We start from the raw sequence: 22,315 nt of genomic DNA, 5'->3' as shown, positions 1-22,315 counted from the left end.
CAAGATGACGGTCGGTGCCTGCCAAATCCGGGATGCTCTGCGTCCAGCGGAGTCCAGCCATGCATAAAAAAGGCGTCTTATTTAGCAATATGCAAGCTTCCGCTGGTAATCGTTGCCTAACGCTACTCTCCTGGACATCTCATGCATCTCGACCTCGCGACGATTCTGACACTGCATCCGCTGTCACTGGCTGTCGGCGCGCTGTGTTTCCTGCTGGTGCGCTCGCGGTCCCTGCATATTCGCGGGCTCGGCAAGATGTCTATGGGTTTCCTCGTGCTGGGCGGCGGCTCGCTTCTGGCCGGCGCCGGGCTTGAAGATGTCATCGACTACCGCACCTGGACGTTCTGGAGCTTCGTCAGCGGACCGGTATCCTATTCCCTGATCTATGTGGGGCTGATCAACCTGATCGAGGAGCGTCCTGCCGGTCGCAACTGGTTCGCGTTCGTGGTTCCGATTGTGCTGACGACCTGGGCGTTCGTGTCGGATTTCTACCTCGACAATGTCGAACGTTCGGCGGTTTTCCTCTCTGTCATGGCGATGTTTGCGCTGGCAGCCGTCTGGATGGTGCTCCGTGACAAGAGGGGCGAGCGGTTGCAGACCCGATGGGGGCTTGCCGGAGCCTTCGTCTGCAAGGCGATCATCGCCTTGACCACCATTGTGGTGATCGCCAGACCTGATCTGATGCCTGTGACGCCGGCAGCCACTTTCCTGCTTCTGATCCTCTGCCAGTTCGCCATTGCGATGTTTGTGCTGATCCTGGTGCAGGAACGGTCCGAGCGTCGATTGATAGCGCTGACAGAGACCGACAGCCTGACCGGGATCCACAACCGGCACTGGATGATGGACCGGCTGCCGCAGCAGGTGCAGCCGGGAAGTGCCTATGTCATCATCGATATCGACCACTTCAAGCAGGTCAACGACCGCTATGGACACGTGGCCGGGGACCAGGTTTTGACGGGAGTGGCGCAGGCCATGATGCGCTCGCTTGGGGAGACGGCGATTTTCGCGCGTATGGGCGGCGAGGAGTTCGGCCTGTTTCTGCCGGATGTCGGTGTCGCGCGCGCGATCGAAACGGTCGAGCAGTTGCGCGCGACCGTTGCTTCGCTCGCGATTTCCCATGACGGCGAGGTGATCCCGGTGACATTGAGTGCCGGCGTTGCGGTGGCGCCGGTGGCAAAAACCATGACAAAGCTGATGGGCCGGGCGGACGCCGCGCTTTATGCGGCCAAGAGAGGCGGGCGCAATCGGGTGGTGCTGGCTGGGGCCAACACACATCTGACGGCGCCTGGCGCGACGGAGCGCTTCGACCAGCCGGCGAGTTCCCTTTAAAGCTGCACGAGAGGACGCTTTCGCGGCCTCTGGACCTTGTCAGCGTCTTCGGAATTTGATTGGCCTTCACCATCAAACTCCGTTTCGCGAGCCCGCCATGCTGAAAGATTTGTCTCCCCAGGCCGCCTTCATGGGCGTGCTCGTCGCCTTTGTCGGTTTTGCCAGTTCCTTTGCCGTCGTGTTGCAGGGGCTGAAGGGCGTCGGGGCAACCGATTACGAGGCGGCGTCCGGGCTGATGGCGCTGTCCGTTGCAATGGGGATCTGCGGGATCGTGCTCAGTGCCTGGACGAAACTGCCGGTCTCGGTCGCGTGGTCGACACCGGGGGCGGCGCTGATGGCGACGGCGGGTGTTCCGGTGGGCGGCTTTCCGGCAGCGGTCGGGGCGTTTCTGGTCTGCGCGGCGCTGATCGTGCTTGCCGGGCTGATCCGCCCGTTTGGCCGCGCTGTGGCGGCAATCCCTGCGCCCATCGCCAATGCCATGCTGGCCGGCGTTATTCTCAGCCTGTGTTTTGCACCGTTCAAGGCGGTGGCCTTCGATGCGGCCTTGGGACTGCCGATTCTCGTCGTCTGGGCGGTGGTGTCGGCCTTCAAGCGACTTTACGCGGTGCCTGCGGCGTTGTTGACCTTTGTCGTGGTGATCGTCTTCGGCGTTGACCTGCCTGACGGGGCGATGGCGAGCTGGGCAGCCTCGCTCGCACCGCCGGTGGAACTGGTGCGGCCGGCGTTCACGCTGCCCGCTCTGGTGTCGATTGCGCTGCCGCTGTTCATCGTCACCATGGCCTCGCAGAACATTCCCGGGATCGCGATCCTCAAGGTCAACAAATATGAGCCGAATCCTGGGCCGATGTTCGCGGTGACCGGTGTGTTTTCGGCATTGTTGGCGCCGTTCGGCGGGCATGCGGTCAATCTTGCGGCGATCACGGCGGCGATGTGTGCGGGCGAGGATGCGCATCCCGATCCAAAGCGGCGCTATTGGGCGGCGATCATTGCCGGCATCGGCTATGTGCTTCTGGGGCTTGCCGCCGGTGCGGTCACCGGTTTCGTGTCGCTGGCGCCGCCGATCCTGATCCAGTCAGTGGCGGGTCTGGCGCTGATCGGGGCGTTTTCGGGGTCCTCGGTTGCGGCATTTCAGGTGCCGGAGACGCGAGAGGCGGCGGCGGTGACATTCCTTGTGACGGCGTCGGGGATTTCCATTCTCGGGATCTCAGGGGCATTCTGGGGGCTGATTGCTGGGGTGGCGATGCTGGGGCTGGTGAAGCTCGCGAGAAGCCGCGCTTGAGGCGGCCCCGCATCAAAGCAATCGTTTTTGGGCTGGCGGCCAGCCTGTTCGGTTATGTGTTCTACATGCGCTACTGGATCTGGCGGGACTGTATCGCGGCAGCGCAGTCGAGCTGTGTCACGTCCAACGGCAGCAATGTCACCGAGGGTGGGATGGTCTGGGGCGTGGTGGCGATCGGTTTCCTCGCCGCAGCCGTCATCGCGCAGTTCGGACGACGCTGAGAGACGTGTGGTTTATCTGGTGCAATCGCATGGGTTGCGTTAGGTTGAGGGCATGGAGTTCGAATTCGATCCGGCCAAAAGCGAGGCGAACAAGGCGAAGCACGGAATCGATTTCGTGGCGGCGCAGGAGTTGTGGCGTCCGGGGAACGGTTTGACCGTGGACGCCCGCTCGCACGACGAGGTCCGATATGGTATTGTCGGGCAGATCGAAGGCAAATTCTGGGTGGGATACTTCACGCTTCGGCAGAAAAAGATCCGGATCATTTCTGTTCGAAGAGCCAGGAAAGCGGAGATTCAGTTTTATGAAGACCATAACAGCAGCCGAACTCGACCAGAAATTCGATGACGGCGAGGATGTCAGCGAATATTTTGATTGGGCCAATGCTCGGCGTATCAATTGGGAACACGAGCTTATCGAACTCGAACTCCTGAAGGATGAGCTTGCGGCACTCGACGCGGAGGCCGCTCGTTTGAATACCTCTCGGCAGAAGCTTGTCTCGTTGTGGATTCGCGAACGTTTGAATCAGACACCGAAATCCGCTGCCGAATAACACCCTTGCGCGATTCATTTCGTCGCGCTATTCCTCATCCCATGAAGACCAACGGCACGACCATTGCTGCGACTGAGATGACGGCCCGCGCTGCGGCCGGCTTCGTCGCGTCGGTGCCAAACTCGCTTCTTCTTCTCGGCCTTATCCGCGGTTGCCGGGTCCATTGAGGAGCGCCCGGCGGCCGGGTCAGCCGTTTGGCGATTGCTCCTCGAACACTCCCACATCGATATCAGTAATTCCCTGACAAGGGGTCGTTCGGACGTGTCAAACGCCACCTGATTTGCTATCAGCCGGTCACGCCGACGAGGACGAGAAGAGACGAAGACGATGATTTTGAAGACCCATACCGTGAAGCAGGGCATGCCGGACGCTTCTGAGAAGTACCGCCCTTATCCGCAGATCGCCATTGCCGATCGCACCTGGCCGTCGAAGGTGATCGACAAGGCGCCGATCTGGTGTTCCGTCGATCTGCGCGACGGCAACCAGTCGCTGGTCAACCCGATGGGCCATGACCGCAAGGCGCGGATGTTCCAGCTCTTGCTCGACATGGGCTTCAAGGAAATCGAGATCGGTTTCCCCTCGGCCTCGCAGACGGATTTCGACTTCGCCCGCTGGTGCGTGGAAGAGGGTGGTGTGCCCTCCGACGTGTCGTTGCAGGTGCTGGTGCAGTGCCGGCCGGAGTTGATTACGCGGACCTTCGAGGCGCTGGAAGGCGCGACCAAGCCGATCATCCATTTCTACAATTCCACCTCCGAGCTGCAGCGCCGCGTTGTCTTCGGCAAGGATGTCGCCGGCATCAAGCAGATCGCTGTTGATGCCGCGAAGATGATCATGGACATGGCGGCCAAGGCCGGTGGCGGCTATCGCTTCGAATATTCGCCTGAGAGCTTTACCGGCACCGAGCTGGAAGTGGCACTGGAGATCTGCAACGCCGTCATCGCCGAAGTGAAGCCGACTGATGATAACAAGCTGATCCTGAATTTGCCCTCGACCGTCGAGATGGCGACGCCGAATATCTATGCCGACCAGATCGAGTGGATGTGTCGCAATATCGACCAACGCGAGAACGTCATCATCTCGCTGCATCCGCACAATGACCGGGGCACCGGCATTGCCGCGACGGAACTCGGCCTGATGGCCGGTGCCGACCGCGTCGAAGGCACGCTGTTCGGCAATGGCGAGCGCACCGGCAATGTCGATGTCGTGACGCTGGCGCTCAACATGTATACGCAGGGTGTCGACCCGCAGCTGGACTGCTCCGACATCGAGCGGATCAAGGCGGTCTATGAATATTCCAACGAGATGGTCATTCCCGAGCGTCATCCGTATGTCGGCGAGCTGGTCTATACGGCCTTCTCCGGCTCACACCAGGATGCGATCAACAAGGGCATGAAGGCGATTAAGACCGCCAATCATCCCCTCTGGGAAGTGCCCTATCTGCCGATCGATCCGCAGGATGTTGGCCGTACCTATGAGGCGATCATCCGGATCAATTCGCAGTCGGGCAAGGGCGGCATCGCCTATATCCTGCAGGAAGACTACGGCATCAACCTGCCGCGCGCCCTGCAGGTGGAGTTCCGCGAGGACATCCAGCGGATCACCGACGAGGATGGCAAGGAACTGCCGTCGAAGAAGATCTACGAGCGCTTCATCGAACGTTATGTCGAGCAGCCTCAGGCGCGGATCAAGTTTGTCGATCACCACACCTATCCGGCTGGCACTGATCAGAAGGGCATCCGGGTCGTTGCCGCCGAGATCACCGACAAGGGTGAGACGAAGCGGATCGAGGGCAAGGGGACCGGACCGATCGACGGTTTTGTCAATGCGCTGTCGACCTATCTCGGGATCGATCTTTCGGTGCAGGACTATTCCGAGCATTCGTTGCAGCATGGGTCGAATGCGGCAGCCATTGCCTATGTCGAGATGGCGCATGCCGGCGGCAAGCTGTTCGGCGCAGGCATCAACACCAATATCGTGACGGCCTCTCTGGAGGCCATCGTCTCGGCCGCCAACCGTGTGCTTGAGACGCAGGCCAAGGCCTAAACAACATGACGCTCTTCGCCGAGGTTCGGAATTACTCCTCGGCGAAGGCACCGCTCGTGCTGCTGCATGGCTTCGGTGGGATCGGGGCTCTGTGGGCGCCGGTCGTCTCTCGGCTCGACCCCGATATCCCGCTGGTCGTGTATGATCTGCCGGGGCACGGGCAGTCGCTCGGTGCCGAGGGTATCGGGCATGCCGGTGTAATGGCCAAGGTTGTTCTCGCGGATCTCGATCGGCGCGGGATTTCCAGCTTTCATCTCTGCGGGCATTCGATGGGTGGTGCGACTGCGAGCCTGATTGCGCTGCGTGCCGGCGACCGGGTGCGTTCGCTGACGCTGCTGGCGCCGGGCGGTTTCGGGCCCGAAATCCATCATGAGGCGCTGCGGCGCTATGGTTTGGCGGTTGAGACCGGCGACCTGGCACTGGCTCTGGCTGCGCTGTTGGCTCCGGGCAGCATGCCTGGTGTGACGAGCCTCGATCGGCTTACCGATGCTCGGCGTCTTCCCGGAGCCACGGACCGGCTTGTGGAGATCCTGAATTCCTTCCTTGTGGAGACAGACGGGCGAACCGGGCAGGGGACACTGCCGCTTTCGGCTTTCGACGCGCTTGGCGTTCCGACGCGGCTTTTGTGGGGAGCGGAGGATCCGATCCTGCCGGTCACGCAAGCCAAGGCCATCTGGCCGGGTGCCGACGTGATGCTGATCGAAGGCGTGGGGCATATGCTGATCGACGAGGCACCGGATGCGGTGGCTTCCGCCCTTTCATCCGCGATGGTGGCAGATTGAGCCTCAGAGGCCCATCAGGCGTTCACTGTGGTCGAGTTTCAGCGGCGCGTCCTCGCTTTCGATCTTGAAGCGCTGCCAGTCCAGCTGCCAGTTGCCTGTCTCGCCCTCGATGGAGAAGAGATTGTAGCCGGCGGCGGGTTTCTTGGCGCCGGGGCCCTGGCTTGCCGAGGCGATGCCGACGACGGGGATGTGTTTTTCGCGGTCTGCCAGCCAATAGAGCGTGTTGAGATGCGTGTGGCCGTGCAGCACGAGTTCGGCGCCGCCGGTGCGAATGGCGGCGGCGAAGCGGCGGATGCCGATCATGCGCTTGTGCTGCGCGGCCGCGCCGCGGATCGGCGGATGATGGATCATCACCACGCGAAAGAGGCCTTCCTCGCCGGCGGCCTTCAACAGGCCTGCCGTCTCGCGGGCCTGACGGCCGCTGAAATAGCCTTGCGCGGAGAAGGGCGGGGTGGCGATCGAGGTGGAACAGCCGATGATGGCGACTGGACCCCGGCGGCGGATATAGGGAAAGAGCTTGTGGCTATCCTGGAAGATCAGCGGATCGTCGTCGCCGCGCATGTAGTCGTACCAGGCCTGGACCACGCGATCATGGGCGCCCGGCACATAGGCGTCATGGTTACCCGGAACGACCGAGGTATCGAGGGGCGTGCCGGCGAGCTTCAGCCATTCGGTGACGAGGCGGATCTCGAGCTTGGAGGCAAGGTTGACGAGGTCGCCGGTGATGGCGAGGTGATCTGGGTTGGCTTCGCGAATGCTGGCGAGGACCATTTCCAGTGCATTGGGGAAAAGATGCTTGCGACGGTTGCGATGCCAGTTCACATAGCCCGTGATGCGCTTGGACGCGAGTTCCCGGATCGTCAGGTTCGGCAATGGGCCGAGGTGGACATCGGATATATGCGCGAGCTTGAACATGGCGCTTCTCATAACGGCGCGGACAGGGAGGGGCAAGGGAAATGACACCAGCCGGGAACGGGGCGGACACACCCAGTGATGAAAGGCTGGGATGGCCGAAGAGGTTCCTTGTTCGGCTGCTGCATGTCTATTTTGCTTTCAGCCGGGGCATGACGCTTGGCGTCAGGGCCGCCTGTTTCGATGCCGAGGGCCGGGTATTTCTGGTGCGACACACCTATGTGCCGGGCTGGCATTTGCCGGGTGGTGGCGTGGAGCGCGGCGAGACGGGGTTTGCGGCACTCGCCAAGGAATTGCGAGAAGAGGGCAATCTGGAGATGACCGGTGCCCCCAGACTCTTCCAGGTCTATTTCAACGGCCGGATCAGCGGCCGCGACCATGTGCTGCTTTACCGGGTCGATGTGGTGCAGACGGCGCCGCGGGGTGCCGATCGGGAGATTGCAGACTGCGGGTTTTTCGATCCTGCGTCTCTGCCCGATGGCACGACCGAGGCGACGCGTCGCCGCCTCGCCGAACTCCGCGGCGCAGCGGCGATGTCGCATCACTGGTGAGGGTCAGGCCCCGAGCCCTTCGCGGCCGTGCGGGACCATCAGGTCGAGTTTCGGTCCGACAGGCACGACGCCGGTCGGGTTGATCATGGTGTGGCTGCGATAATAGTGATGCTTGATGTGGCGCATCTCGACGGTCTCGGCGACGCCCGGCGTCTGATAGAGGTCGCGCAGATAGGCCGACAGTGCCGGATAGTCGGCGATGCGGCGGATGTTGCATTTGAAGTGGCCGACATAGACGGGGTCGAAGCGGACAAGCGTGGTGAACAGGCGCCAGTCGGCCTCGGTCACGCGGGCACCGAAGAGGTAACGCTGGTTGGTCAGGCGCTCTTCCAGCCAGTCGAGGGTTTCGAAGAGCGGGTAGACGGCGCTCTCATAGGCCTCTTGGGTGGTCGCAAAACCGGCTTTGTAGACGCCGTTGTTGACGGTGTCGTAGATGCGGGTGTTGATCTCGTCTATCGCGCCGTGCAGGTCTTCCGGATGCATGTCGAGCGTCGAGCCGGTGAGGCCGTCGAAGGCCGAGTTGAACATGCGGATGATCTCGGACGATTCGTTCGAGACGATCGTGCCCTGCTGTTTGTCCCAGAGGACCGGCACGGTGACGCGGCCGGAGAAGGTCGGGTCGGCTTTCACGTAGACCTGCCAGAGGAAATCCGAGCCGAAGAGATGGTCGACTGTGGCGCCGTCGCGCTCGTGGAATTCCCAGCCGTTCGACAGCATCAGCGGGTCGACGACCGAGACGGAGATCAGGTCTTCGAGGCCTTTCAGGGCGCGGAAGATCAAGGTGCGGTGGGCCCAGGGACAGGCATAGGAGACATAGAGATGGTAGCGGCCGGCCTCGGCCTTGAAGCCGCCCTTGCCGGAGGGGCCGGGGGCGCCATCCGCCGTCACCCAGTTGCGGAAGCTCGAATCCGCCCGCTTGAAATGGCCCGAGGTCGATTTCGTATCGTACCAGACGTCCTGCCAGACGCCGTCCACCAGCCTGCCCATGGCATGATCCTTTTTTCCGTTTCTCACTTGCCGGGGAAGATACGGCACTCGGGCGTGATTGCGAGGGGCGATGCGATGAACAGTGCGTTTTCCGTTGGACGCGCGGAAATTTTGCTGCTATCGGGAAAAAACTGACAAAGAAAGCCCCAGATGACCCTCTCACGGAACCCACGACGACGCTGATGCTCATGAACGCCGCAAGGCGCGTGAACCCATATTGCTGTCTGTCTGCTGGTTTCGGTCATCCATGAAAAACTTTGGGCTTATCTACCTCACCGAGGATGCGTCGCACGACGCTGTCATCGACCTTATCAACGAAGAAGCGTTTGGTCCCGGCCGGCATACGCGTGCGGCTGCGCGCATTCGCGAGCAGGGGCCGCATGACCGGTCGCTCTCCTTCATCTGTGCCGACAATGGCGAGACGATTGCCTCCGTGCGCATGACGCCTGTGATGGCCGGGGCTGTGAAGGGGCATCTGCTGGGGCCGCTCGCTGTCCGCCCCTCGCACAAGAACCGGGGCATTGGCCGGGAACTGGTGCGGATCGCCATCGAGGCGGCCCGGCGCAAGGGTTCGGAAGGCGTCATCCTGATCGGCGACCCGCCGTATTACATGCCGCTCGGCTTCGAGAAGGTGGCGTATAAGGCGCTCGACTTCCCCGGTCCCGTCGATCCGAACCGTGTGCTGGTGGTGCCGCTGGCTGACGACGTGCATGACCGGCTAAAGGGCGCGATTGCCTGGCGGGACTGCAAGGCGGTTGAGGTGGATGTCCCGGCGCTAGACGATATCGCACCCAACAAGGCCTATGCTTCGGCCTGACAGTTTAACTGAGGGCCTTGCCCGAAGCGCTTGATCAATCAGTACATATCGGGACCCTTTTTGATGTCCTCGATGCGGCTGAATAAGCTGTATCCTGCCCGTCCATCGGAGCGGCGGGCGGCCGGGTTGATCGTGCCGATATAGGCTCTGAGGCAATCGCGAGCTTCACATCCTGACCGCGCAGGCGCTCGGGGACGAGGGGCCCCACATAAAACCAGTCGCGACCGGTATAGCCGAGGATGCCACCATCCATGCTGCCTCCATCCGCTGGGATCGGGATGCGGAATCTGTTTCCGGTCGGTCGGACGCAGCTGGGGGGCGTTGTGGGCCGTCATGCCGCCGCGGATGGCATCATGGGCGGTTTCGGGCAGGGGGTTGGTGAGCCTGAGGGGGCATCACGCAGATCTGGCGTGCCGCAGCCACGATGTCGTGGGCAGGTTCCCGATGTTCGCTGCAAAATGGCTTCACGGTTGTAGTGGCCTATATTCGACGTCGCAGTCTTTCCGCGCCGAAGTCGGCTGCGGCACTCCTTATCCGTTCTGTCGTCCGGGCAGGATCGCATCGGCGATGATGTCGAACAGGTGCCCGGACCGTGGCACCAGGGGAGGTTGTTCCGCGAGCCAGGCGAGAGCGCTGATCAGGGCGAACAGGTCGTCGCCGTCCATGTCCGTGCGCGCCATGCCCTTGGACTGGGCGTGGACGAGAAGGCGCGTGCCGCCCGCGCGCAAGGCGACGCATGAGGTGTGCAGCGCCGAGTTCTCGTCGGAGATGGCGTTCACCATCGGGGCAATGACGCCGCTGTAGTCGCGGGTTGCAGCCACCGTCTCCTTGACCCAGGCGAGCAGGGCGCCTGCGGCATCCTCTTCCTTCTCCAGCTCTGCCGCCCGCTCGCTCAGCGCATCAAAGGTCTGCCGGAGCAGGGCATCCAACAGGGCGTCACGCGTTGGAAAATGGCGGTGAAGCGTGCCGTCGCCGACGCCTGCCTTGCGCGCGATGTCGCGCAGCGAGGTCTCGGCGCCGCCGCCGGTCAGAAGGCTGCGGGCGACGGACAGGATATGCTCATAGTTCTTTTTTGCGTCGGATCGCATGGCACGCCTTGACAAATGGAGCGGCGCTCCGTTTATTCGGGGCAGCGCTCCACTTAATGCGGGGCGGTGCTCCAAATCGGATAGCATGGCTGTCCGCAACAAGAAAGAGACTGTCATGAAGACCATGAAAGCCGTCCGCATTCACGCCTTCGGAGGCCCCGAGGTGCTGGTATATGAGGACGCCCCCATGCCCGTGATCAAGGCCGGCGAGGTGCTCGTTCGCGTCCATGCCATCGGCATCAATCCGCCCGACTGGTATCTCCGCGATGGGTACAAGGCCTTGCCGCCCGAATGGCAGCCGAAGGTCGACTTCCCGCTCATTCTCGGGACCGATATCTCCGGCACGATCGAGGCCCTGGGGGAGGGCGTCGACCGGTTTGCGGTCGGAGACGAGGTCTATGCCATGGTGCGCTTCTTCAGTGTCGGGGAAAGCCAGGCCTATGCGGAATATGTCTCCGTTCCTGCGTCAGAGCTTGCCCTGAAGCCGAAGGGGATCGACCATCTGCAGGCGGCGGCCGCGCCGATGTCGTTGCTGACGGCCTGGCAGTTCCTGGTGGATGTCGGCCATGAGGCACCGAACCCGCTGCAGTCAGACCGCCATCGGCCCGTCCCGCTGGAGGCCAGGTCCGTGTTGGTCAACGGGGCGGCCGGTGGCGTCGGTCATCTCGCGGTCCAGATTGCAAAACTGAAGGGTGCCCATGTGACGGCCGTGGCCTCGGGCCGGCACGAACAGTTGCTGCGTGACCTCGGCGCAGACGCTTTCATCGACTACACCCAGATGGCTCCTGAGACGTTCGCCCGGGATCTCGATCTGATCGTGGATACGGTGGGAGGACCGGCCACGGGTCGGTTTCTGCCCTGTCTGAAACCTGGCGGTGCCCTGTTTTCGGTCTATCCGCTCGGGTTTTCCGGTGCCGATGAGGCGGCGAGGCTCGGCATCACGGTCTCCACCTTACAGGTGCGCTCCAGCGGTGCGCAGCTGGCTGAGATCGCGCCTCTGCTGAATGACGGATCGATCCGGGTGTTGATCGATAGCCAGTATCCGCTTGCTGCGGTCCGGGAAGCCCATGAGCGCGCCGCACGGGGGCATATCCAGGGCAAGATCGTCCTCACCGTTGAATGAGATATCCGCCGGCCATGGGGCTGCTCATAGCCCCGTGGCATTCTTCAGCAGAAACGAGAGCAAGCATGATCATCATTCAAGGTGAGATCCAGATCGACCCGTCCGATGTAGCGGCATTCGAACGTGACATCCGCACAATCAACCCGCTGATCCTTCCGGACAGTGGTTGTCTCTTCTACGTGGTCACGGTTGTGGATGCAGTGGGGGGACGCCTCGCGGTCTCGGAGCGATGGAGAGACCAGGGGTCCCTGACGGCGCATCTTAACCGATCGGAGGCCGTGTCCTTCATGACGGTTTGGGGTGGCAGAATGCGCGGCAACCTCTCGGTGTTCGATGCCCAGAACGAAAGGGCGCTGGGGGGCAGACTACCGCCGCTGGCGCCACCACATGGCGGGTGCCGCCAGCAGAAGGATGCAAAACCTGGAAGCAGTGGTCGCGTCAGCACTGAACGACTTCCAAATAACCGTTGGATGCGAGCTGGATGAGTATCCGGTCCCGTGTAACCAGCGGCATCTTTTTTACACGGCTTGTCGCGATCAGATAACAATCGCCTGGGTCTTTGTGGCCAGTGTCGACAACGACTGTCGCCGCTTCGCATGCAATCTTCTGATAGATCGGTGCTACGCGTGCACCGGTCGCAGTCGTTGCCAAAGAGAACCAGCGAGAGGGGGACTTGTTACCAAAGACGACTGGGTCTCTGTGGGCTGGCTTCATAGATGCGAGCGACAATTCCCAAGCGCTGATGGGAGATACAAAAAGTCGCTGTGATACTTGGCTTTCAGCAATCACGATCAGCGCTTCCTGCGACATCGAACTTGCTGCTGTGATCAACCAGTAGAGCGCATGTGTATCGAGAAGCGCTCCAGCCATCAAAGTTCTCTAGCGCGTTTTGTTTTTTGCCTGACCGCTACTGAGCGCCTGGGCTGCTATCGGTTTGGTCAGATCGAGCCCCTTCTGCAAGGGCAGATCCGATGGCTTCATTGAGTTCGCGCCGCGCAACTCAATGTAATGACCGGTGCGCGGATCGCGCAGCATCCATTTCCCCGTCGGTTCTTGCTTGAGATCGGCTTTGGTCATGGTGCCACCATAGCGTGAAATTCGGCACAATGCGAGACCGATCTCTCTCTCTACTACCGCCCCTCACGCCACCACATGGCGGATACCGCGAGCAGCAAGATCCCCAGCCCCGCAAAACCTGCGAACAGCGGCAGCGTATTCACGCCCTTCAATACCGTTTCGTCCGTCAGGCGGATCAGCATGCGGCGGTCGTCGGCGACGCGGACTTCGCCGCGCACCGGCAGGATATCGGGGATGCGGATCGATTGGTCGCCGTCGTCGAGGCGGGTGGTGAGGCCTTTCGATTCGGTGCTGATCGGGGCGAGCGTCTCGGTTGTCGAGACCATGGCGCGGAATTCGGGGGCGTCGACGGCGCCGACATGGACGAGGGTGGAGAAATCGCCATTGGCGACGGTGAAAAGGCCGGTTTCTGTCATGCGGCGTTCGCCGCGATAGAGGCCGGGCTGGATCTCCGAGAGGTTCAGAGCGATGGATTCGCCTGAGGGCGTGGTGATGGTGGCTGGGCCGGGGGCGTCGCCGATGGTCTGGCGGGTCACTTCCAGCGTGCGGCCTTGGGCGCGGGCGCGCAGCGCCTCTTCTTCGAGTTCGGGTTCCTTCATCAGCCAATGGGCGATGCGGCGATAGAGCGAGACATGCGGGCCGCCGCCTTCGAAGCCGCGTGCCCAGAGCCAGCCTTGGTCGGAGAGCAGCATGGCGACGCGGCCCTGTTCGGCGCGGTTGAGGACCAGAAGCGGGCGGCCTTCGTCGGCCGTCATCACGGTTTCGCCAGCGGCGTCGCCGACATCGACGCTGCGGAACCAGCGGCCCCATTGCGGCGGTTCGACATTTGAGCCATCGAGGCCCCGGGTGACCGGGTGGCGTTTGCCCTGTTCGGAGAGGCGCGGATAGAAGCCCGCCTGGTGCACCTCACCGGTCGGGGCGGCCGGCAGGACGGATTCGAGCGGGGTCAGCGCGATCGAATCCTGGCTCGCATGTTCGGGGCCGGCGGCGATCAGGAGCGCGCCGCCATTCTTCACATATTCGGCGATGTAATCGTAATAGAGGATCGGGAGCACGCCGCGATGCTGGTAGCGGTCGAAGATGATCAGGTCGAAATCGTTGATCTTTTCGACGAAGAGTTCGCGGGTCGGGAAGGCGATCAGCGAGAGTTCGTTGATCGGCGTGCCGTCCTGCTTCTCCGGCGGGCGCAGGATGGTGAAGTGGACGAGGTCGACGGAGGCGTCTGATTTCAGCAGGTTGCGCCAGGCGCGTTCGCCGGCATGGGGCTCGCCCGAGACGAGCAGCACACGCAGGTTCTGGCGGATGCCTTCGATCAGGTGGATGGCGCGGTTGTTGACGTCGGTGACTTCGCCCGGTGTGCCGGCGACGGCGAATTCCAGCACATTGTTGCCGCCGCGCGGGACCTTGAAGGCGTAAGATGTTTCGGCACCCGGCAGGGCGGAGACGGTGCCCAAATCCTCGCCATTCATCTTGACCGCGACATCGGCCGGCTGGTTCGACGGTTCGCCGTCGTCGAAGACGCGGAAGGTGAGCTCCTGTTCTTCATCGACGATGCCGAAGCGCGGCGCGCGCAGGATTTCGATGCGGCGGTCGAATTCGCCGGCTTTGCCGGTGATCAGCGCATGGATGGGGGCCGAGAAGGGCAGCGGCTGGGTGTCCGGCGGCAGGTCGTGGACCTGGCCGTCGGTCAGGAAGATGGCGCCGCCGACACGGGCAGGCGGCACATCGGCGGTCGCCGTCTGCAGGGCTTCGAAGAGTTTCGTAGAGGGCGCGTCGCTGTCGCCGGGATCGGTGACTTCGACAATGCGGGGTTCCAGATTGGGGAAACGGGCGAGGCGTTCACGCAAGCCCTCAAGCGCTTCATCCGTCTGCGCCGCGCGGCCGGCGATCTGCTGGCTCTGGCTGCGATCGACGATGACGGGCACGACTGTCGTCAAGGGATCGCGCTCTTCCTGGAGGAGCAGCGGGTTGGCGAGGGCTGCGAGCACGGCAAGCGAGGCGGTGAAGCGGATCGCCGTGCCCCGCAGGCCGCGCAGGAAGCCGAGGGTCGCCAGCAGGGTGGCTAGCACGGCGAGGATGGCGATCACGAGCCAGGGGATGAAGGGGGCGAATTCGAGCGTCATGTCACTGGCCCAACCGTTCGAGGAGGGCGGGGACATGCACCTGGTCGGCCTTGTAGTTGCCGGTCAGCATATACATCATGATGTTGACGCCGGAGCGGAAGGACATTTCGCGCTGCATCTCGTCGGCGGGGACGACGGGGAGCACGCTTGCGCCATTCGCATCGACGGCCCAGGCACCGAGCAGATCGTTGCCGGTGATCATGATCGGGGTGACGCCGTCGCCGGATGAGGCGACGCCGCTGTTGCTCGATTGCGCTTCCTGGCGGGCCTCGACCCAGAGCGGACTTCCCTCATAACGGCCGGGAAAACCCTGCAGCAGATAGAAGGAGCGGGTCAGCACATGGTCGGAGGGCACGGGTTCCAGCGGCGGGATGTCGATATTGGCGAGGATCGCCTGCAGGCGTTCACCATTGGCGGAGGGGCCGCTGTCATTGCCGAGCGTCGAGATCTGGTCGCGGGTGTCGAAGAGCACGGTGCCGCCGGCGCGCATATAGGCGTCGATGCGGCTGATGGCGGCGGCGGATGGCATGGGGGCGGTGGCCGAGATCGGCCAGAAGATGATCGGGTAGAAGGACAGGTCGTCTTTGGTGATGTCGACGCCGACGGGCGGAGCGGGCTCCAGCGTCGTGCGATAGGTCAGGAAGTCGGTGAGGCCCTGCAGGCCCTGCTGTGAGAGCGTGTCGACGTCCTGTTCGCCGGTCACGACATAGGCGAGATGGGTGTTGTCCAGGCGCTCCAGGATCAGGTCGTCGCCGGGTTTTGCATCCGAGGCGAATGTCTGGCCCGATGGCATGCCGGCGGCGAGGCCCAACGCGAGCGCCATGACGGCGGCCGTTGCCGCGCGCTTCGGCAGGCGGGCGAAGGCGCCGCCCATGAAGAGCACGATCAGGCTGTCGAGCACGAGCAGAAGGAAGGCGGTCGAGAGCAGGCCGGGCTTCAGCGGGACGGCGGCGGTGCCGGCCATGGGGTCGCGGGCGATCACGAGGCCTGAGGGGCTGGCGAGGGGCCGGAGTTCTGCGCCTGCGGGCAAGAGGTTCAGGGCGGCAAAGCCATCCTCGGTGCCGTAGAGGCCGGGCGGGTTGTCGAAGGTGGCGGCTTGCGGCCGGTCGGGGCCGAGCGAGAGCGGGCGGGCGGTGCCGGCTTCAGCGGTGAGTGCGCCGCGTTCGGTGAGCAGGCGGAAGGGCGGAAGCGCGGGTGCTGTCGACTGGGCGGTATCGGTCTGGGCAGCGCCCACGCGGGTCAGTTGCACGATGCGGCGGAGCATTTCGACGAAGGTGCCGGAGATCGGCAGATCCGACCACGTGGCTTCGGCGCTGACATGGAAGAGCACGACGCGGCCGGCGCGTTTTTCCTGGACGGTGACGAGTGGCGTGCCGTCGGCCAAGCTCGCCCAGGTGCGGGCGGCAAGATCCGGGCTGGGTTCGGCGAGCACCTGGCGCTTCACGAGAATGCCTTGCGGCTTCGGCATGCCGGCGAAGGGGCCGAAGGTCGGGAAATCGGCGAGCGGCTGCGGTTCTGCCCAGGAGAGGGCGCCGCCGAGCGCGCGTTCGCCCTGGCGCAGCATGACCGGCACCAGCGGATCATCGGCGGGGGCGGCGGCCAGGCGCGGGCCGGCAAAGCGGATGAGCGTGCCGCCGCGCTCGATCCAGGCCTGCAGGGGGGCATAGACATCGGCCGGCAGGCGGCCGACATCGGCAAGCACCAGGGCCGAGGGGTTCTGCTTGAGGATTTCGGGGATGGCGACGGCGAGGTCTGTCTGACCGGGTTTGACGACATCGGCATAGGGGCCGAGCGCGCGCTCGATGTAATAGAGCGGCGAGAGTAGCGGCTGGAAACTATCGCCGCTGTCGCCTGAGACGAGGGCGACCTTGCGGCGGCGGAAGCCGTCATCGAGCAGATAGGTGGCGCCGGCAGACGCAATGCCCGTGATCGACAGGCGGGCGAAATCATTACGCAGCTCGAAGGGGGCGGCGATCTGGCCGGTGGCTTCCGTGGCTCCTGCGGCGAATTCGGCGGTGCCGGAGGCGATGACGCGGCCCTGGCGGTCCTGGGCCTCGACGATGACCTGTAGGGCTTCTGTGGCGTTGAGGCGGGAAAGGGTGACGCTCAGGGCGTCCGAACCGTTGTTTGCGCCGGTGATGGCGATTGCCGTCGGGCCGTTGTTCTCGATCAGGCGGAATTCGGCAGGCGAGAGGGTCGCGAGATCGGCGAGGAAGGCGTCGTCGGGATCGCGGGCGATGCCGTCGGCGACATAGGCGAGCGTGCCGGGGCGTTCCGTGGCAAAGCTGGTGCGGAGCGCTTCGAGTGTACGGTTGCGGTCGGGGCGCAGCGGGTGCGGGGATGCGGCGGCGAGCTTTTCGAGGGCGACGGCTGGTGTGCCGGGCGTGGCATCCTGCGCCTGATCGGCGGTGAACAGGATGGCGACGGGCAGGCTGCGGTCGGCGGCGTCACCGATCAGGGTGGTTGCGGTCTCGACGCGGCGATCCCAGTCGCCGACGGTTGCCCAGCTGTTGTCGACGACGAGAAGGAGCGGGCCGTCGCCCGAGAGCGTCGCATTGCGCGGGTTGAGCACGGGATCGGCGAGCGCGAAGATGACGATTGCCGCCATCAGCATGCGCAGCAGCGTCAGCCACCAAGGGCTTTTGGACGGGGTTTCCTCGCGCTTCAAGACGCCGGCGAGGATGCGCAGCGGCGGGAAGACTTCGTATTTCGGGCGTGGCGGCGTGAGTTTTAAGAGCCACCAGATCAGCGGCAGGGCCAGCAATGCGCCGAGGATGGCGGGGGCGCCGAAGGCGAGTGGAAGTCCCATCATAGGCTTGCACTCCGGCTGACGGCCGGTGTCATGCCCGAGAGGTGCATATGGACGGCGACGAGGGCTTCGGAGGCGAGACGGTCGGTGCGGTGATGGGTAAAACTCCAGCCCATGCGGCGGAGCTGGTCGGACAGGCTGTCGCGGCGGGCGAGATAGGCGCGGCGGTAGTCGTCGCGCAGGGTCTCGGCGCGGCCGGAGGTGAGCTTGTCGCCGGTTTCCGGATCGGTGAATTCCGTGCGGCCGGTATAGGGGAAGGTTTCCTCGGCGGGATCGGCGATCTCGACGAGATGGCCGCGCAGACCGCGTCTGGCGAGCGGCGTGATGCGGTCCATGACGCGGTCGGCATCGTCGAGGAAGTCGCCGATCAACACGATGTCGCTGGCGCCTCGGATCATGCGGGTATCCGGCAGGCCCGATGTCAGCGGCGCATGCATGATGGCGGCGGCGAGGCGTTCGGCGGCATTGCGGGCGGAGACGGGTTCCATGATGCCGGGGCAGCCGATGCGCTCGCCGGAGCGGGCAAGGATTTCCGCGAGCGCCAGCATGAGGACGAGGGCGCGGCTTTCCTTGGAAACGGAGGCGAGCGTCGACTTGTACATCATCGACGGTGACATGTCGGCCCAGAGCCAGACGGTGTGGGCGGCTTCCCATTCGCGGTCGCGGATATACATGTGGTCGTCACGGGCCGAGCGGCGCCAGTCGATGCGGGCGTAGCTTTCGCCATCGGCATAGGGGCGAAACTGCCAGAAGTTCTCGCCGATGCCGCGCTTGCGGCGGCCATGCCAGCCGGCAATCACGGTGTTGGCGATGCGCTTGGCTTCAACCATGCAGTCGGGCACGAGCACGGCGCGCTGGCGGGCGCGCTGCAGCACTTCGCTTCCGGGGGTCTGTTCGACGATCTGGCCGATCGATGCCACGCGGTGGGAGCCTCCCTCAGCTGCGCAGGTTGGAGACGAGGCCGGCAATGACGTCGCGCACGGTCATGCCTTCGGCGCGGGCGGCGAATGTGAGTGCCATGCGGTGTTCGAGCACGGGTTCAGCGAGCGCATGCACGTCGTCGATCGACGGTGCGAGGCGACCTTCATAAAGGGCACGGGCGCGGGCGCAGAGCATCAAGGCCTGGCCGGCGCGTGGGCCGGGGCCCCAAGCGACGTTCTTGTCGGTGGCGGCATTGCCATGGCCGGGACGGGCCGAGCGGACGAGCGACAGGATCGCATCGACAACCGTGTCCGAGACCGGCATCTGGCGGATGAGCTTCTGGATCTCGGCGAGGCGCTCGCTTGAGATGACGGCATTGGCGCGGTTGTCTCTGACGCCTGTCGTCTCCAGCAGGATCTGCCGTTCGGCGGCGAGTTCCGGATAAAGCACGTCGACCTGCAGCAGGAAGCGGTCGAGCTGGGCTTCGGGCAGCGGATAGGTGCCCTCCTGCTCAAGCGGGTTCTGGGTCGCGAGCACGTGGAAGGGGGCAGGCAGCTGATAGGGCTGGCCGGCGATCGTGACGTGATATTCCTGCATCGACTGCAGAAGCGCCGACTGGGTACGGGGGCTGGCGCGGTTGATTTCGTCGGCCATCAGAAGCTGGGCGAAGACGGGTCCCTTGACGAAGCGGAAGGAGCGGCGGCCGGTGTCGTCCTGATCCATGACTTCGGTGCCGAGGATGTCTGACGGCATGAGGTCGGGGGTGAACTGGATGCGGTTGGCATCGAGGCCGAGCACGGTGCCGAGCGTCGTCACCAGCTTGGTCTTGGCGAGGCCGGGCACACCGACGAGCAGCGCATGGCCGCCGGAGAGGATGGCGAGCAAGGTGTTTTCGACGACCTTTTCCTGGCCGAAGATCACTTTCGCCACTTCGGCGCGGATGGCGGCGATATCGGCGAGCGCCTTTTCGGCTTCAACGACGATTGCCTTCTCATCCAATGCGACATCCGGATTCGGCATCATGCCCATGGTCTGCTCCAAATTGATGTGGCCGGGTTCGGCGAATCGAACAGGCGCGCGAGGTGCATCCTATCAAACTAACTTATTGGCGACATGCCGGCTGACAAGCGCGCCTCGAATGACTATCTCGTGACTGTGATGGCAGAGAGACAAAACCGGGACGCAAACATGGCAGACGACACCCTGAAGGCGACCACGGATGCGGCGGACCTTGCCGCCCTGATTTCCCGTGCGGCAGCGCAGACAGAGGGCGGAAAGCCCGGACTTCCGCCCGTCGAGCGCTGGGAACCGCCATTCTGTGGCGATCTCGACATGGAAATCCGCGCCGATGGCACCTGGTTCTACATGGGCACACCGATCGGCCGGGCGCCTCTGGTGCGGCTGTTTTCGACGGTCTTGCGGAAGGACGAAGATGGCAAAACCTATCTTGTAACACCTGTGGAAAAGGTCGGCATCCGGGTCGAGGACGCGCCATTCGTGGCAGTGGAGATGAGTGTCAGCGTGCGCGACGGGGTTGAGGTGCTGACCTTTCGCACCAATGTCGGCGATGTGGTGGAGGCGGGGCCGGAGCATGGCTTGCGCTTTTCCATCGTCGGCGAGAACCACGAGCTGAAGCCCTACCTTCATGTGCGGGGGCGGCTGGAGGCGCTGGTGTCGCGGGCGGTGATGTATGATCTGGTCGAACGCGGTGACGTACGCGAGGTGGAGGGGCAGGCGATGTTCTGCATTGTCTCCGGCGGTACCGTCTTCCCGATGATGCCGGCCGACGAACTGGAACGCCTGTCCCGATGAGCGAGGCCGTGTTTACCGCTGAGGATTTTCGCCGCCGGGCGCTTGCGCAGGTCGCGCCGCTCGACCAGGCCTGGCGCGAGCATGGCGACCATGTGTTGAACCGCGACAGCATTCTCGAGATCGAGCAGTTGAACTTGCGGGATGCAGCGGTGTTGGTTGCAGTGATCGACGATGCCGACGAGGCGCGGGTGATCCTGACGAAGCGCACCGACAAGCTGCGCAAACATGCGGGCCAGATCGCCTTTCCGGGCGGCGGGATCGACGAGGCGGATCTGTCGCCGGAAGAAGCCGCGCTGCGCGAGGCGGAGGAAGAGATCGGGCTTGACCGGCGTTTCGTCGAGACGGTCGGGCGGTTGCCGCAATATCTGGCAGGAACCGGGTTTCGCATCCAGCCGGTGCTGGCGGTGGTGCAGCCGGGTTTTGTCATCACGCCCAATCCGGACGAGGTGGAAAGCGTGTTCGAGGTGCCTCTTTCCTTTCTGATGAACCCCGACAACCATCGCCAGGACAGCCGCGTCTGGCAGGGCGCGGTGCGCCATTTCTATGTCATGCCCTATCGCGAACGGCACATCTGGGGCATTACAGCCGGGATCATCCGGACACTTTACGAAAGGCTCTATGCATGACCAATCTGTCCGATCAGGCCTGGTTCCAGGCGCCCGGCCTCACGCGGCTGATGACGCTGTTGAACGGCGGCGGCGCGGAGACGCGGGTGGTCGGCGGCGCGGTGCGCAACAGCCTCCTGGGGCTTGCCGTCGGCGATATCGATCTCGCCACGACGCTGTTGCCGGCAGAGGTGATCGGGCGGGCGGCGGCCAAGCAGATCAAGGCGGTGCCGACCGGGATCGAGCATGGCACGGTGACGCTCGTCGTGGATGGCCAGGGCTACGAGGTCACGACGCTGCGGCGGGACGTGGCGACCGATGGGCGGCATGCCGAAGTCGCCTTCGGCGCCGGCTGGCAGGAGGATGCCGAGCGGCGGGACCTGACAATCAATGCGCTTTATGTTGGTCTCGACGGTGAGGTTGTCGATCTCGTTGGCGGACTGGGGGATATCGAAACGCGGACGGTCCGTTTCATCGGCGATGCCGAGCAGCGGATTGCCGAGGATTATCTGCGCGTGCTGCGCTTCTTCCGCTTCTTTGCCCATTATGGGCGGGGGCGCCCGGATGTGGCCGGCCTGAAGGCTTCCGCGCGGGCGCGGACACAGCTGCACACCCTGTCGGCCGAACGGGTGTGGAGCGAGATGAAGAAACTGCTCGCAGCACCCGATCCGGGCCGGGCGCTTTTGTGGATGCGGCAGTCCGGCGTTCTCACCGAAGTGCTGCCGGAAACGGAAAAATGGGGCATCGATGCGATCCCCGGTCTGATCGCGGCCGAACAGGCGCTGGGCTGGGCACCCGATGCGCTGCTCAGGCTCTCGGCGATCACGCCGAAGGATCCGGCGCGTTTGGTCGGGCTTGCCGAGCGGCTGAAGCTCTCCAATGCCGAGGCGATCGCGCTTGACCGTTTCGCGCGGGCGCCCAAGCCCCAGGAAACGGTGACCGACGTTGCCTTCGACCGCGACCTTTATCGCTACGGCAAGGAGGGGATCGTCGGTGTGCTGAAACTGGAGCTTGCCTCTGTGCGCGGCCAGGCGGAGGGCGGCGATGCCAAGGCCATGGCGCGCAGCGCGCGGCTGTCTTCACTGCTGAAGCGCGCCGAGGGTTTCGAGCGGCCCGTGCTGCCGGTCAAAGGAAGCGATGTTCTGGCCGCAGGCATTCCCGCCGGGCCGAAGATCGGGCAGATCCTCGGCACGCTGGAAGAAGGCTGGATCGCGTCGAACTTCACGCTCGACCGGGAGCGGCTTCTGGCGCGGATCGCCGATCTTGCCGCGAAGTAGAGCGGCGA

Annotated in this window: 23 protein-coding genes; 14 read left to right on the top strand and 9 right to left on the bottom strand. The window is 63.8% G+C overall.

Features of this window, described 5'->3' with window-relative positions:
• Positions 1–141 precede the first annotated feature (141 nt).
• The 7 genes from DMY87_RS09110 (at position 142) to DMY87_RS09080 (ending at position 6,205) form a co-directional block, all read left to right on the top strand.
• The gene (locus tag DMY87_RS09110) at positions 142–1,329 is read left to right on the top strand and encodes a GGDEF domain-containing protein (RefSeq protein WP_110790953.1); all 1,188 of its coding nucleotides are present in this window, start codon (positions 142–144) and stop codon (positions 1,327–1,329) included.
• Positions 1,330–1,426: 97 nt separating this feature from the next.
• Positions 1,427–2,608, top strand: coding sequence for a benzoate/H(+) symporter BenE family transporter (locus DMY87_RS09105; RefSeq protein WP_110790952.1), 1,182 nt, complete (start codon positions 1,427–1,429; stop codon positions 2,606–2,608).
• Positions 2,605–2,829 carry a hypothetical protein gene (locus DMY87_RS09100; protein ID WP_245408858.1) on the top strand — a complete coding sequence of 75 codons (225 nt, stop codon included), beginning with the start codon at positions 2,605–2,607 and terminating at the stop codon, positions 2,827–2,829. The genes DMY87_RS09105 and DMY87_RS09100 overlap by 4 nt, the downstream gene beginning before the upstream one ends.
• 52 nt (positions 2,830–2,881) lie before the next feature.
• Positions 2,882–3,175 (top strand): BrnT family toxin, encoded by a 294-nt coding sequence (locus DMY87_RS09095; protein ID WP_110790951.1) that lies wholly within the window; start codon positions 2,882–2,884, stop codon positions 3,173–3,175.
• Positions 3,132–3,380 (top strand): type II toxin-antitoxin system BrnA family antitoxin, encoded by a 249-nt coding sequence (brnA, locus tag DMY87_RS09090; protein WP_110790950.1) that lies wholly within the window; start codon positions 3,132–3,134, stop codon positions 3,378–3,380. The genes DMY87_RS09095 and brnA overlap by 44 nt, the downstream gene beginning before the upstream one ends.
• A gap of 327 nt (positions 3,381–3,707) precedes the next feature.
• Positions 3,708–5,423 (top strand): 2-isopropylmalate synthase, encoded by a 1,716-nt coding sequence (gene leuA / locus DMY87_RS09085; RefSeq protein WP_110790949.1) that lies wholly within the window; start codon positions 3,708–3,710, stop codon positions 5,421–5,423.
• Between the two features lie 5 nt (positions 5,424–5,428).
• On the top strand, positions 5,429–6,205 hold the full coding sequence (locus DMY87_RS09080; RefSeq protein ID WP_110790948.1) for an alpha/beta fold hydrolase: 777 nt from the start codon (positions 5,429–5,431) through the stop codon (positions 6,203–6,205).
• Between the two features lie 3 nt (positions 6,206–6,208).
• On the opposite strand, the gene DMY87_RS09075 is transcribed toward DMY87_RS09080, so the two are convergent.
• Positions 6,209–7,120: a metallophosphoesterase family protein gene (locus DMY87_RS09075; protein ID WP_110790947.1), complete on the bottom strand. Its 912-nt coding sequence runs from the start codon at positions 7,118–7,120 to the stop codon at positions 6,209–6,211.
• Positions 7,121–7,161: 41 nt separating this feature from the next.
• On the opposite strand from DMY87_RS09075, the gene DMY87_RS09070 reads away from it, so the two are divergent.
• Complete coding sequence (locus DMY87_RS09070; protein ID WP_110790946.1) at positions 7,162–7,668, top strand: NUDIX domain-containing protein; 507 nt, start codon at positions 7,162–7,164, stop codon at positions 7,666–7,668.
• Between the two features lie 3 nt (positions 7,669–7,671).
• Here DMY87_RS09070 and DMY87_RS09065 read toward each other — a convergent pair whose 3' ends face one another.
• Positions 7,672–8,655 carry a glutathione S-transferase family protein gene (locus DMY87_RS09065; protein ID WP_110790945.1) on the bottom strand — a complete coding sequence of 328 codons (984 nt, stop codon included), beginning with the start codon at positions 8,653–8,655 and terminating at the stop codon, positions 7,672–7,674.
• 247 nt (positions 8,656–8,902) lie between these two features.
• Here DMY87_RS09065 and DMY87_RS09060 point away from each other — a divergent pair, with 247 nt between their 5' ends.
• Positions 8,903–9,472, top strand: a complete 570-nt coding sequence (locus tag DMY87_RS09060; RefSeq protein ID WP_110790944.1) for a GNAT family N-acetyltransferase — start codon at positions 8,903–8,905, stop codon at positions 9,470–9,472.
• A gap of 530 nt (positions 9,473–10,002) precedes the next feature.
• On the opposite strand, the gene DMY87_RS09055 is transcribed toward DMY87_RS09060, so the two are convergent.
• Positions 10,003–10,560, bottom strand: a complete 558-nt coding sequence (locus DMY87_RS09055; protein WP_110790943.1) for a TetR/AcrR family transcriptional regulator — start codon at positions 10,558–10,560, stop codon at positions 10,003–10,005.
• Between the two features lie 124 nt (positions 10,561–10,684).
• Here DMY87_RS09055 and DMY87_RS09050 point away from each other — a divergent pair, with 124 nt between their 5' ends.
• Positions 10,685–11,683, top strand: coding sequence for an NADP-dependent oxidoreductase (locus tag DMY87_RS09050; RefSeq protein ID WP_110791028.1), 999 nt, complete (start codon positions 10,685–10,687; stop codon positions 11,681–11,683).
• A gap of 65 nt (positions 11,684–11,748) precedes the next feature.
• Positions 11,749–12,168 (top strand): putative quinol monooxygenase, encoded by a 420-nt coding sequence (locus DMY87_RS09045; RefSeq protein ID WP_165826180.1) that lies wholly within the window; start codon positions 11,749–11,751, stop codon positions 12,166–12,168.
• On the opposite strand, the gene DMY87_RS09040 is transcribed toward DMY87_RS09045, so the two are convergent.
• The 6 genes from DMY87_RS09040 to DMY87_RS09015 are packed head-to-tail and all read right to left on the bottom strand — an operon-like array spanning position 12,122 to position 19,642.
• Positions 12,122–12,553: a type II toxin-antitoxin system VapC family toxin gene (locus DMY87_RS09040; protein ID WP_110790941.1), complete on the bottom strand. Its 432-nt coding sequence runs from the start codon at positions 12,551–12,553 to the stop codon at positions 12,122–12,124. The two genes, DMY87_RS09045 and DMY87_RS09040, sit on opposite strands and share 47 nt — an antisense overlap.
• A gap of 9 nt (positions 12,554–12,562) precedes the next feature.
• Positions 12,563–12,760 (bottom strand): hypothetical protein, encoded by a 198-nt coding sequence (locus DMY87_RS09035; RefSeq protein WP_110790940.1) that lies wholly within the window; start codon positions 12,758–12,760, stop codon positions 12,563–12,565.
• Between the two features lie 53 nt (positions 12,761–12,813).
• On the bottom strand, positions 12,814–14,883 hold the full coding sequence (locus DMY87_RS09030) for a hypothetical protein (protein WP_110790939.1): 2,070 nt from the start codon (positions 14,881–14,883) through the stop codon (positions 12,814–12,816).
• A 1-nt stretch (position 14,884) separates the two neighbouring features.
• Positions 14,885–17,695 (bottom strand): DUF4159 domain-containing protein, encoded by a 2,811-nt coding sequence (locus tag DMY87_RS09025; RefSeq protein ID WP_110790938.1) that lies wholly within the window; start codon positions 17,693–17,695, stop codon positions 14,885–14,887.
• Positions 17,692–18,612: a DUF58 domain-containing protein gene (locus tag DMY87_RS09020; RefSeq protein ID WP_110790937.1), complete on the bottom strand. Its 921-nt coding sequence runs from the start codon at positions 18,610–18,612 to the stop codon at positions 17,692–17,694. The genes DMY87_RS09025 and DMY87_RS09020 overlap by 4 nt, the downstream gene beginning before the upstream one ends.
• 16 nt (positions 18,613–18,628) lie before the next feature.
• Positions 18,629–19,642, bottom strand: coding sequence for an AAA family ATPase (locus tag DMY87_RS09015; RefSeq protein WP_110790936.1), 1,014 nt, complete (start codon positions 19,640–19,642; stop codon positions 18,629–18,631).
• Positions 19,643–19,801: 159 nt separating this feature from the next.
• Between DMY87_RS09015 and DMY87_RS09010 the strand changes: the two genes are divergently transcribed.
• Genes DMY87_RS09010 through DMY87_RS09000 form a run of 3 tightly spaced genes read left to right on the top strand, consistent with a single transcriptional unit; the run spans position 19,802 to position 22,307 of the window.
• Positions 19,802–20,425 (top strand): DUF1285 domain-containing protein, encoded by a 624-nt coding sequence (locus tag DMY87_RS09010; protein ID WP_110791027.1) that lies wholly within the window; start codon positions 19,802–19,804, stop codon positions 20,423–20,425.
• Positions 20,422–21,051 carry a CoA pyrophosphatase gene (locus DMY87_RS09005; RefSeq protein ID WP_110790935.1) on the top strand — a complete coding sequence of 210 codons (630 nt, stop codon included), beginning with the start codon at positions 20,422–20,424 and terminating at the stop codon, positions 21,049–21,051. The genes DMY87_RS09010 and DMY87_RS09005 overlap by 4 nt, the downstream gene beginning before the upstream one ends.
• Positions 21,048–22,307, top strand: coding sequence for a CCA tRNA nucleotidyltransferase (locus DMY87_RS09000; RefSeq protein WP_110790934.1), 1,260 nt, complete (start codon positions 21,048–21,050; stop codon positions 22,305–22,307). The genes DMY87_RS09005 and DMY87_RS09000 overlap by 4 nt, the downstream gene beginning before the upstream one ends.
• The last annotated feature ends 8 nt before the right edge of the window (positions 22,308–22,315 follow it).

Source organism: Peteryoungia wuzhouensis, assembly GCF_003205195.1.
GTDB classification, from domain to species: Bacteria; Pseudomonadota; Alphaproteobacteria; order Rhizobiales; family Rhizobiaceae; genus Allorhizobium; species Allorhizobium wuzhouense.
Note: the sequence above shows the minus strand (reverse complement) of the source record. Positions and strands in the feature narration are given on the sequence as shown.

What these genes read in the sequence shown, in the direction of transcription:
- DMY87_RS09070 (WP_110790946.1), top strand. Translation starts at nt 7,162, where the DNA reads ATGACACCAGCCGGGAACGGGGCGGACACACCCAGTGATGAAAGGCTG.
- DMY87_RS09075 (WP_110790947.1), bottom strand. Translation starts at nt 7,120, where the DNA reads ATGTTCAAGCTCGCGCATATATCCGATGTCCACCTCGGCCCATTGCCG.
- DMY87_RS09080 (WP_110790948.1), top strand. Translation starts at nt 5,429, where the DNA reads ATGACGCTCTTCGCCGAGGTTCGGAATTACTCCTCGGCGAAGGCACCG.
- DMY87_RS09005 (WP_110790935.1), top strand. Translation starts at nt 20,422, where the DNA reads ATGAGCGAGGCCGTGTTTACCGCTGAGGATTTTCGCCGCCGGGCGCTT.
- DMY87_RS09030 (WP_110790939.1), bottom strand. Translation starts at nt 14,883, where the DNA reads ATGACGCTCGAATTCGCCCCCTTCATCCCCTGGCTCGTGATCGCCATC.
- DMY87_RS09035 (WP_110790940.1), bottom strand. Translation starts at nt 12,760, where the DNA reads ATGACCAAAGCCGATCTCAAGCAAGAACCGACGGGGAAATGGATGCTG.
- DMY87_RS09095 (WP_110790951.1), top strand. Translation starts at nt 2,882, where the DNA reads ATGGAGTTCGAATTCGATCCGGCCAAAAGCGAGGCGAACAAGGCGAAG.
- DMY87_RS09000 (WP_110790934.1), top strand. Translation starts at nt 21,048, where the DNA reads ATGACCAATCTGTCCGATCAGGCCTGGTTCCAGGCGCCCGGCCTCACG.
- DMY87_RS09040 (WP_110790941.1), bottom strand. Translation starts at nt 12,553, where the DNA reads ATGGCTGGAGCGCTTCTCGATACACATGCGCTCTACTGGTTGATCACA.
- DMY87_RS09060 (WP_110790944.1), top strand. Translation starts at nt 8,903, where the DNA reads ATGAAAAACTTTGGGCTTATCTACCTCACCGAGGATGCGTCGCACGAC.
- DMY87_RS09050 (WP_110791028.1), top strand. Translation starts at nt 10,685, where the DNA reads ATGAAAGCCGTCCGCATTCACGCCTTCGGAGGCCCCGAGGTGCTGGTA.
- DMY87_RS09065 (WP_110790945.1), bottom strand. Translation starts at nt 8,655, where the DNA reads ATGGGCAGGCTGGTGGACGGCGTCTGGCAGGACGTCTGGTACGATACG.
- DMY87_RS09110 (WP_110790953.1), top strand. Translation starts at nt 142, where the DNA reads ATGCATCTCGACCTCGCGACGATTCTGACACTGCATCCGCTGTCACTG.
- brnA (WP_110790950.1), top strand. Translation starts at nt 3,132, where the DNA reads ATGAAGACCATAACAGCAGCCGAACTCGACCAGAAATTCGATGACGGC.
- leuA (WP_110790949.1), top strand. Translation starts at nt 3,708, where the DNA reads ATGATTTTGAAGACCCATACCGTGAAGCAGGGCATGCCGGACGCTTCT.
- DMY87_RS09025 (WP_110790938.1), bottom strand. Translation starts at nt 17,695, where the DNA reads ATGATGGGACTTCCACTCGCCTTCGGCGCCCCCGCCATCCTCGGCGCA.
- DMY87_RS09045 (WP_165826180.1), top strand. Translation starts at nt 11,749, where the DNA reads ATGATCATCATTCAAGGTGAGATCCAGATCGACCCGTCCGATGTAGCG.
- DMY87_RS09010 (WP_110791027.1), top strand. Translation starts at nt 19,802, where the DNA reads ATGGCAGACGACACCCTGAAGGCGACCACGGATGCGGCGGACCTTGCC.
- DMY87_RS09055 (WP_110790943.1), bottom strand. Translation starts at nt 10,560, where the DNA reads ATGCGATCCGACGCAAAAAAGAACTATGAGCATATCCTGTCCGTCGCC.
- DMY87_RS09015 (WP_110790936.1), bottom strand. Translation starts at nt 19,642, where the DNA reads ATGGGCATGATGCCGAATCCGGATGTCGCATTGGATGAGAAGGCAATC.
- DMY87_RS09105 (WP_110790952.1), top strand. Translation starts at nt 1,427, where the DNA reads ATGCTGAAAGATTTGTCTCCCCAGGCCGCCTTCATGGGCGTGCTCGTC.